The sequence below is a fragment of the Kitasatospora sp. NPDC032121 genome (genome assembly GCF_055580145.1).
Genome location: NZ_JBVILX010000037.1, coordinates 22,587 through 31,707 on the forward strand (window position 1 = coordinate 22,587; position 9,121 = coordinate 31,707).

Below are 9,121 nucleotides of genomic sequence, written 5' to 3' on the forward strand. Positions count from 1 at the left end.
ACCGCAGCAACATGGACTGGATCCTCAACGACCTCGCGCACAGCGTCCCGTGCGTGCGCCACGTCATCGTGCTGTCCGCCGACGGCCTGCGGATCGCCCAGTACGGCACCGACCCGGACACCGCCGACCGCCTCGCCGCCGCCTGCGCCGGGCTGCAGAGCCTGGCCGGCGCGATCGGCCACGAGTTCCCGCACGGCGACGGCTCGATGCGGCTGGTGGTGATCGAGGTGGACGGCGGCTACTTCTACCTGATGGCGGCCGGCGACCGCGCCTACCTCGCGGTGCTCGCCGAAGAGGGCGTGGACGCCGGGCTGGTGAGCCACCAGATGCGCGACCTGGTCGCCCGGATCGGCGAGCACCTCTCCACGCCGCCGCGCAACCCCGAGGCGGTCGCGTGAACGGGCGCCCGGCCCGTCCCGCCGCGACGGGTTCCGGCGGCGGGACGGGCACATGAACGAGCACAGTGAGGCGGTGGCATGACGGCCGAGCAGGGTGGCTGGGACGGCCCTGAGCCGGACCGGCTGTACGTGATCACCCGGGGCCGCAGCGGCCCCGCCGGACCGGGGGTCTTCGACCTGGTCACCCTGATCGTCTCCCGCGCGGAGCCGAACCCCGCCCACCAGCCGGAGCAGGCCGCCATCCTGCGGCTGTGCCGCTCCCCGCTCTCGGTCGCGGAGGTCTCCGCGTACCTGGAACTGCCCGTCAGCGTGGTCATCGTGCTGCTGGCGGACCTGCTCGACGACGGGCTGATCGAGGCCCGCAGCGCCGCCGTGCCCGCGGCGGAACTCCCCGACCGTGCCCTGCTGGAGGCGGTGATCCATGGACTTCAACGACTCTGACACGGTGGTCGGGCCGGCCGGCGCGGACGTGCTGCCGGACACCGTCACCATGGCGGTCAAGGTGGTGGTCGTCGGCGGCTTCGGCGTCGGCAAGACGACGCTGGTCAGCTCGGTCAGCGAGATCCGCCCGCTGACCACCGAGGAGACCATGACCCAGGCCGGGATCGGGGTGGACGACCCGACCGGGGTGGAGCAGAAGACCTCCACCACCGTGGCCATGGACTTCGGCCGGATCAGCATCAGCGACCGGCTCGTGCTGTACGTCTTCGGCACCCCCGGCCAGGAGCGGTTCTGGTTCCTCTGGAACGGCCTGTTCGAGGGCGCCCTGGGCGCGGTGGTGCTGGTGGACACCCGCCGGCTGGAGGTGAGCTTCGAGGTGATCGGGCGGCTTGAGGAGCGCGGCGTGCCCTTCGTGGTGGCCGTCAACGGCTTCGCGCAGGCGCCGGCCGTTCCGGTCGACGAGCTGCGGGGCGCGCTGGACCTGCCGCCCGAGGTGCCGATCGTCATGTGCGACGCGCGCAGCCGGGAGTCCAGCCGGGACACCCTGATGACCCTGATGCACTACCTGTACGAGCTGGCCGCCCCGTCAGACCCGGCACCGTCAGTCCCGGCACCGTCGGCCCCGACCCTGTAGCCCGTACGACCGGGCGAACGTACGAGCGTACGACCACCCGTCACCGAACCCCATCCGCGACCGGAGACCCCCTTGACCACCCCGTTCCCCGAACCCGCCGGCCCCGCCCACGCGTCGGCCGCCGTCCCGCCGCCCGGCTGCCCGGCCCACGCGGGCGGCGGCGCCGTCTCCCCGACCGGCCCCGGCGGCCTGCGCCGGCTGTACGGCCCGGAGGCCGAGACCGACCCGGCGGGCCTGTACGAGAAGCTGCGCGCCGAGCACGGCGAGGTGGCCCCGGTGCTGCTGCACGGCGACCACCGGGCCTGGCTGGTGCTCGGCCACGGCGCCAACATCACCGTGATGCGCACCCCCTCGCTGTTCTCCCGGGACTCGCGCCTGTGGAGCGCCTTCCGCAACAACGAGGTCCCGGCGGACTCCCCGCTGCTGCCGGTGGTCGCCTGGCAGCCGATCTGCGTGTTCGCGGACGGCGACGAGCACCGCCGGCTGCGCGGCGCCCTGCTGGACGGTCTGAACGGCTTCGACCGGCGCGGCATCCGCCGCCACGTCCGCCGCTTCACCACCGACCTGGTCCAGGTGGTCGGGCCGACCGGGCGGGCCGAGCTGATCTCCCAGTTCGCCGAGCACCTGCCGATGCTGGTGATGACCAAGCTGCTCGGCATGCCGGACGAGTACGGGCCGCAGCTGGTGACCGCCGCCCGGGACCTGATGAAGGGCACAGAGACGGCGATCGCCAGCAACGAGTACGTGGTCGCCGGTCTGCGCCGGACCATCGCCATCAAGCGGGAGAGCCCGGGCGACGACCTGACCAGCCGCCTGCTGGCGCACCCGGCCGGGCTGACCGAGGACGAGGTGATGGAGCACCTGCGGGTGGTGCTGCTGGCCGCGAACGAGACCACCGTCAACCTGATCGCCGACTCGCTGAAGATGGTGCTCACCGACCCGCGCTTCCGCGCCCACCTCTCCGGCGGCCAGATGACCCTGGGCGAGGCGCTGGACCAGGTGCTCTGGGACTCCCCGCCGATGTCCCTGGTGGCCGGCCGCTGGGCGACCGCCGACACCGAGCTGGGCGGGCAGCGGATCAGCGCCGGGGACCTGCTGCTGCTCGGGCTCGCGGCCGGCAACGTGGACCCGGTGGTCCGGCCCGACCTGACGGCACCGCTGTACGGCAACCGCTCCCACGTGTCCTTCGGCGCCGGGCCGCACGAGTGCCCCGGCCAGGACATCGGGCGGCACGTCGCCGAGGCCGGGATCGACATCCTGCTCACCCTGCTGCCGGACGTCCGGCTCGCGGTGCCCGAGGAGGAGCTGACCTGGAGCTCGGCCTGGATCTCCCGTCATCTGACGGCGCTGCCGGTGGAGTTCACGGCCCGCGACATCGAACCGGACCCGGTCTCGGTGGCGGAGGCCGAGCAGGCGGAGGCGGACCAGGCCAGGGCGGAGCAGGCGGACGCTGCACCGGCCCGGGCGGCCGCGGACCGGCCGGACGCCGCGCCGGAACCGGCCGTCCCGGCGGCCCGGGGTGCCGAGCGCGCCGGACCGTCGGGGCAGGCGGCCCCGACGGTCCCGGCGCAGCGCCGCAGTTGGTGGGACGCGCTCACCGGCCTGTTCCGGCGCTGAGCGGCCCGGTCGTACGGGTCGGCAGGGACGGGCCCGGTCAGCCGTCCGTGCGGCGCCGGTACAGGGTGAAGGTGTCCACCGGGCTGAGGTCGCCGTGCGGCCCATCGAAGGTGTAGTAGGTGACCTTCATCGTGGTGGTGCCGCCGCGCCGGTCGCCCGGGTCGACCTCGAAGGCCGCGAAGCCGTGGGCGTGCTCGCGGTCCTGGACGGCGGCCCAGGGCGCGTCCTCGGTGAGCCAGATCGACTCCCGGTACGGCGCACCCGGCTTCGGGTCCTCCAGCCCGACCACCACCCGGCCCTTGGGCTGCTGGAAGAGGTCGTCCTGGGTGGTGGCGGTGTTGCCGCCGGCGCCGATGATCATGTGGACGGTGCCACGCCCGGTGTCGATCAGGTCGGTGCGGGTACCGGTCGGCACCGGGGTGCGGGTGTCGTTGGGCAGGGTGCCGCGCACGGGGTGGGAGCGCTCGTAGTAGTGCTCGTGGCCGCACACCACCAGGTCGACCCCGTAGGCGTCGAACAGCGGGCCCCAGGCCTCCCGGAGGCCGAGGTCGCTGCCGGAGCCGTGCATCGAGCTGGAGATCATCGGGTGGTGCATGCAGACGACGATCCAGTCGATCCCCCGGTTGTTCCGGGCCGACCGCAACTCCCGTTCCAGCCAGCGCCGTTGGGCGCCACCGGAGTAGCCGCGCAGGTAGACGTCGCCGGAGTTCTGGATCGCCTCGTCGTCGTTGGCGAGGCTGATGAACCGCACCGAGCCGACGGTGAAGGCGTACCACATGCCCCTGGTCTCCTCGTCGGAGGAGGCCGAGGACTCGGGGAGGTCGAAGTAGGCCTGGTAGCCGAGCGCGCCGATCGGGCCGTTGCCGCCCTCGTTCTCGTGGTTGCCGACGCAGGGCATCCAGGGCCGCAGCCGGGTGGACCGGCTGTTGCTGATGAACCAGTCGGCCCAGGTCGCGGTACGGCTCTGGCCGTGGCGGCCGGCGTAGGAGGAGTAGCAGAGGTCGCCGTTGACGAGGTTGAACAGCGGCCCGACGCGTTCGACGGCGGCGACGATGTCGGCGGAGGCCGAGGTGCCGACCTGGCTGCTCATGTACACCGGGTACTTGCCGAGCGGGGAGGGCATGCCGTCGGGGAAGGTGATCCGGCGGCGGAGGTTGGGCGCGCCCTGGTCGCCGAAGCTGGTGAAGGTGAAGGGGGCGCGGCCGCGCGGGGCGGTGGTGAAGGTGCCGGTCTCGGCGGTGGCGCCGTCGTGGCCGGCGCTGTAGAGGTAGGTGGTGCCCGGGCGCAGGCCAGTGAGCCGCGCGTGGTGGACGTACACCTCGACCTTGTCGATCGAGTCCCGGTAGGTGCGGGTCTCGGCCTGGACGACCCGGCCGAGGCCGCCGTCCGGTGAGCCGTACCGCACCTGGGGGCGGCGTACGGACTGCGGGGTGAGCCAGGAGACGGTCATCTCCGTGCCGGCGTCGGTGCCGAACTGGAGGTGCAGTCCGGCCACTCCGGCCGTTCCGGCGCGGTGCGGGGTGGTCAGCAACAGCGGGCTGGTGGGGGCGTCGTCGGCCGGTTGGGCGGCCGCGGGTTGCGCGGCCGCCGTCGTGCCCGCCGCCACCAGGGCGGCTCCGGCCGCCGAGGTGCCCTTGAGGATGGACCTGCGTGCAATGGTCATGAAAACTCCGCCTGTCGAGTGGGGGGTTCGACGGGCAGTCACTTTAATGACATGTGCACGTAAAGACGATCGTTTTGACGGATCGATTTGACGGAACGTCAGAAATGGTGGGCTTCGACTACGCCTTGCGACCGACTCCTCCGTACACCCCGACCTCGTCGCCGCCCCGGGCCCCGGCGGATTCCGGGTGCCAGCGGTTCACCGGCACGACGCCCGGGTCGTCCAGCTCCAGCCCGGTGAAGAAGCGCTCGACGCGCTCCCGCGAGCGGAAGTGGAGCGTGATCCCGGCCTCCGCGTAGCGGCGGGAGGCGATCTCGGCGCGCTCCGGCGCGAGGTCGGCCGTCGCGGCGGAGAGGGCGAGGAAGCTGCCGGCGGGCAGGGCGTCCATGAGCTTGCGGACGGGCGGGTGCACGGCCTCGTCGGAGAGGAAGTGGACGATGTTGATCAGGGTCAGGGCGACCGGCTGGCGCAGGTCCAGGGTGGCGGCCACCGCCGGGTCGGCGAGGAACCGTTCCGGTTCGCGCAGGTCGCCCTGGGCGTAGGCGGTACGGCCCTCGGGAGTGCTGGTGAGCAGCGCGCGCGAGTGGGCGAGCACGATCGGGTCGTTGTCGACGTAGACCACCCGGCAGGCCGGGTCGACGGCCTGCACGACCTCGTGCAGGTTGGGCGCGGTGGGGATGCCGGTGCCGACGTCCAGGAACTGGCGGACGCCGTGCACCTCGGCGAGCCGGCGGACCATCCGGTGCATCACGGCGCGGGCGGCGGTGGCGTCCGCGCGCACGCCCGGCAACTCGGCGAGGACCCGGTCGCCGACCTCGCGGTCCGCCGGGAAGTTGGTCTTGCCGCCGAGCAGGTAGTCGTAGACCCGGGCGGAGTGCGCCCGGTCGGTGTGCAGGTCCACCGGCGGCCGCTCCTCGAACCCGGGCTCGGTCAGCCAGCTCTCCGACAGACCGGCCCCCGGCGCGCGGTCGTCCGAGAGGTCGAAGTCCGGCAGGTCGAAGTCCGACATGCCGTCACCCGGTGTGCCGTCACCCGGTGTGGTGGTACCCGATGTGTCGGTACCCGATGTGTCGGTACCCGATGCGTCCGTGTCCACGCTCGCCCTCCCCGCTCAGCGATGGTCCGGACCACTCAACCACAGCGGATGACCGTCCGTCAGGCGGTTCCCGGTGTCCGCTGGACCGCCCGCTCCGCCCCTCGGACGGCCGCCGCGAAGGACGGCACCCTCATCGCCGTCAGCAGCGCGACGGCCGGGCCCGCCGTGCAGACGGTGACGTACACCGGGATGACGCCCAGCAGGTTCCGGGAGCCCAGCCACTCGGCGAGCAGCGGGAAGGTGCCGCCGAACGCGGCGATGGTGGCCGCGTTGACCACGCCGAGGCCGACCGCCCGCACCTCCGTCGGGAAGAGCAGCCCGGTGAAGACGTTGAGCGTGCCGAGCACCGTCGCCACCAGCATCCCCAGCACCACGGCGACGACCTGGAACGGCAGCCAGCCCTGGCGCAGCCCCGCGAGCAGCACCCCGACCAGCGGGATCGGCAGGCCGAATCCCAGCCGGGCGACCGGCAGCAGGCCGAAGCGGTCGGCGGCGGCGCCGGTGAGCAGCATGGTGACCAGCACGACGCAGAGCACCACGGTCATGAAGGAGGCCGCCTCCTCCTTGGCGATCACGTGGTAGGCGGCGGCGTACTGCGGCAGGTACGCCAGCGCGAAGTAGTAACCGACCGTCCCGCCCAGGGTGTTGAGGAAGACGGTGAGTGCCGCCCAGCGGTGCTCGCGCAGGGTCCGCAGGATCGACGGCCGGGCGGAGCGGCGCGCGCGCTCCCGGGCGCGGCGGAACTCCGCGCTCTCCGGCGCCCACCGCCGCACCCAGCCGGCGGCCAGCCCGAGCAGCGCGGCGACCACGAAGCCCCAGCGCCAACCACCGTTCTCCAGGCCGGACTTGCCGATGGTGTGGAGCAGCAGGGTGAGCAGCCCGAAGGAGAGCAGCGAGCCGATGATGATCCCGCCGTAGGAGACCGAGCTGAAGGCGAAGCGGTGCCGCGGCGGGGCGGTCTCGGTCACGTACGCGGCGACGCTGGGCGCCTCCCCGCCGAAGGCGAGGCCCTGGACGATCCGCGCGAGCACGGCCAGCAGCGCCGCCCAGATCCCGATGGTGCCGTGGCCCGGGATCACGGCGATGCCCAGGCTGGCGACGGCGATCACCGCCATGCCGAGACTCAGTGCGAAGCGCCGCCCGCGGGTGTCGCTGATCCGCCCGATCAGGTAGGAGCCGACCGGCCGGGCGACGAAACCCACCGCGAAGGTGACGTACGCGCCGAGCACGCCGCTGACGCCGTGCTTGCCGTGCCCGAAGAGGTCCGCCGCGAAGTAGGGCGCGAGGACGGCGTAGATGCTCCAGTCGAAGGATTCGACCACCGAGCCGACCGTCGCCGCGGCCAACTCCCGTCGCCGCCCGTCGGCTTGCGCCTGCTGACGGAGCGGGGCCACCGCACTGCTTTCTGTCATGACCTCAGCATGGCACCGTTCGGACCCCCGGGGAATCACTCCTCGCACCCGGGCGCACGGCGTCGCGCGCCGCCTTTGCGCAGCACCCTGAGAATCCCATGTGACTGACGTGACGGGCAGGTGATATTTGTGTGCGGTGCACTCCATGATCACCCGTACCCCGCGGCGCGCCCTGCCCGCCGCCGTCGCAGCCGTCGCCACCGCCGCCCTGCTGGCCGGTTGCACCGGCGGGGGCGGCACCGCCGCCGCACCCGCGACCACCTCGGCCGCCGCCACGACACCGAGCGCCACCGCGGCCCCGACGCCGACGGTCAAGCCCACCGGCGCCGCCGACCCGGCGCTCAAGGCCTTCTACGGCCAGCAGCTCGCCTGGGGTCCGTGCGCGAAGGACGCGCGGAACGAGGCGGACACCTCGGCGCTGCAGTGCGCGGCCCTCAAGGTCCCGCTCGACTACACCGCCCCCGCCACCGGCACCCTGGACGTCGCCGTGGTCCGCAACCCGGCCACCAAGCCCGACCAGAGGATCGGCTCGCTGCTGATCAACCCCGGCGGCCCGGGCGGCTCCGGCGTCCAGATGGTCACCTTCGACCCCAAGGGCTTCGACGGCCCGGTGCACGACCGCTACGACATCGTCGGCTTCGATCCCCGCGGCACCGCCGGCACCAGCCCGCTCAACTGCCTGGACGACCAGGCCCGGGACGGCTGGCTGGACACCGACCAGGCCACCGCCGACCACGGCAAGCAGCTGGCCGACGCCTGCCAGGCCAAGTACGCCCAGGTCCTGCCGTTCGTCAGCACCCGCAACAGCGCCCGGGACATGGACGTGCTGCGCGCCGCCCTCGGCGACCAGAAGCTCAGCTACCTCGGCCTGTCCTACGGCACCTACCTCGGCTCGCTCTACGCCGAGGAGTTCCCGGACAAGGTCGGCCGGGTCGTCCTGGACGGCGCCACCTCGGCCTCCACCTCGCTGGTCCAGCACAACATCGAGCAGCAGGCCGGCTTCGAGCGGGCCCTGAAGGCCTTCGCCGCGGACTGCGTCACCAAGGACGCCTGCTCGCTCGGCAAGGACCCCGACCAGGCGGCGGAGAAGCTCGCCGCGTTCCTCGACGGGCTGAAGGACAAGCCGCTCAAGACGGAGAAGGGCCGCACCCTGACCTCCAGCATCGCCTGGACCGGTGTGCTCAGCCGGCTCTACGGCGGCGAGAAGGCCTGGACCGGCCTGCGCAACTCCATCGGCTGGGCGATGGTCCGCGGCAAGGGCGACTACCTGCTCGACCTCGCCGACGGCTACAACGGCCGTGACAAGGACGGCCACTACAGCCCCTCCGCGGACGCCTACACCGCCATCCACTGCGCCGACGGCGCCACCGACGCCCCGGCCGGAGAGGCCCTGCAGGCCGCGCTGACCGACCTCGCCGCCAAGGCCCCGCTGGTCAGCAGGCACGACCCGACGGCCGCGCTGTTCGACCCGGACTGCCGGATCTGGCCGTTCCGCGCCACCGAGAAGCCGCACACGATCAAGTCGGCCGCCGCCACCCCGATCGTGGTCGTCGGCACCACCGGCGACCCGGCCACGCCGTACGCCTGGGCCGAGAAGCTCACCGCCGAGCTCGGCAACGCCGTCCTGCTCAGCCGCGACGGCGAGGGCCACACCGGGTACGGCGCGAGCAAATGCATCCGCGCCTCGGTGGACGCCTTCCTGCTGGACGGCACCGTCCCGGCCGCCGGCATCCACTGCCCGACGGACTGACCGCTCGACCCACCCAGCGGGGGGGGGGGGGGGGGGGGGGGGGGGGGGGGGGGGGGGGGGGGGGGGGGGGGGGGGGGGGGGGGGGGGGGGGGGGGGGGGGGGGGGGGGGG

Annotated in this window: 8 protein-coding genes; 5 read left to right on the forward strand and 3 right to left on the reverse strand. The window is 73.3% G+C overall.

Annotation, left to right across the window (positions count from 1 at the left end; all coding sequences use genetic code 11):
• Positions 1-11 precede the first annotated feature (11 nt).
• The 4 genes from ACZ5OX_RS38615 (at position 12) to ACZ5OX_RS38630 (ending at position 3,090) form a co-directional block, all read left to right on the forward strand.
• Positions 12-398, forward strand: coding sequence for a roadblock/LC7 domain-containing protein (locus tag ACZ5OX_RS38615; RefSeq protein ID WP_392877274.1), 387 nt, complete (start codon positions 12-14; stop codon positions 396-398).
• 78 nt (positions 399-476) lie between these two features.
• Complete coding sequence (locus ACZ5OX_RS38620; RefSeq protein ID WP_465636810.1) at positions 477-839, forward strand: DUF742 domain-containing protein; 363 nt, start codon at positions 477-479, stop codon at positions 837-839.
• Positions 820-1,473: a GTP-binding protein gene (locus ACZ5OX_RS38625; protein ID WP_465636812.1), complete on the forward strand. Its 654-nt coding sequence runs from the start codon at positions 820-822 to the stop codon at positions 1,471-1,473. The genes ACZ5OX_RS38620 and ACZ5OX_RS38625 overlap by 20 nt, the downstream gene beginning before the upstream one ends.
• Positions 1,474-1,545: 72 nt before the next feature.
• Positions 1,546-3,090 (forward strand): cytochrome P450 family protein, encoded by a 1,545-nt coding sequence (locus tag ACZ5OX_RS38630; protein ID WP_465636814.1) that lies wholly within the window; start codon positions 1,546-1,548, stop codon positions 3,088-3,090.
• Positions 3,091-3,127: 37 nt separating this feature from the next.
• On the opposite strand, the gene ACZ5OX_RS38635 is transcribed toward ACZ5OX_RS38630, so the two are convergent.
• The 3 genes from ACZ5OX_RS38635 to ACZ5OX_RS38645 form a co-directional block, all read right to left on the reverse strand.
• Entirely contained in the window at positions 3,128-4,753 is a 1,626-nt protein-coding gene (locus ACZ5OX_RS38635; protein WP_465636816.1) for a purple acid phosphatase family protein, read from the reverse strand.
• Between the two features lie 118 nt (positions 4,754-4,871).
• Complete coding sequence (locus ACZ5OX_RS38640; protein ID WP_465636818.1) at positions 4,872-5,762, reverse strand: SAM-dependent methyltransferase; 891 nt, start codon at positions 5,760-5,762, stop codon at positions 4,872-4,874.
• A 146-nt stretch (positions 5,763-5,908) separates the two neighbouring features.
• On the reverse strand, positions 5,909-7,261 hold the full coding sequence (locus ACZ5OX_RS38645; protein ID WP_465636820.1) for an MFS transporter: 1,353 nt from the start codon (positions 7,259-7,261) through the stop codon (positions 5,909-5,911).
• A gap of 145 nt (positions 7,262-7,406) precedes the next feature.
• Here ACZ5OX_RS38645 and ACZ5OX_RS38650 point away from each other — a divergent pair, with 145 nt between their 5' ends.
• Positions 7,407-9,011, forward strand: coding sequence for an alpha/beta hydrolase (locus tag ACZ5OX_RS38650; protein ID WP_465636822.1), 1,605 nt, complete (start codon positions 7,407-7,409; stop codon positions 9,009-9,011).
• Positions 9,012-9,121 lie beyond the last annotated feature (110 nt).

Coding starts and splice junctions, on each gene's coding strand:
- ACZ5OX_RS38640 (WP_465636818.1), bottom strand. CDS start 5,762: ATGTCGGACTTCGACCTGCCGGACTTCGACCTCTCGGACGACCGCGCG.
- ACZ5OX_RS38620 (WP_465636810.1), top strand. CDS start 477: ATGACGGCCGAGCAGGGTGGCTGGGACGGCCCTGAGCCGGACCGGCTG.
- ACZ5OX_RS38615 (WP_392877274.1), top strand. CDS start 12: ATGGACTGGATCCTCAACGACCTCGCGCACAGCGTCCCGTGCGTGCGC.
- ACZ5OX_RS38635 (WP_465636816.1), bottom strand. CDS start 4,753: ATGACCATTGCACGCAGGTCCATCCTCAAGGGCACCTCGGCGGCCGGA.
- ACZ5OX_RS38650 (WP_465636822.1), top strand. CDS start 7,407: ATGATCACCCGTACCCCGCGGCGCGCCCTGCCCGCCGCCGTCGCAGCC.
- ACZ5OX_RS38625 (WP_465636812.1), top strand. CDS start 820: ATGGACTTCAACGACTCTGACACGGTGGTCGGGCCGGCCGGCGCGGAC.
- ACZ5OX_RS38645 (WP_465636820.1), bottom strand. CDS start 7,261: ATGACAGAAAGCAGTGCGGTGGCCCCGCTCCGTCAGCAGGCGCAAGCC.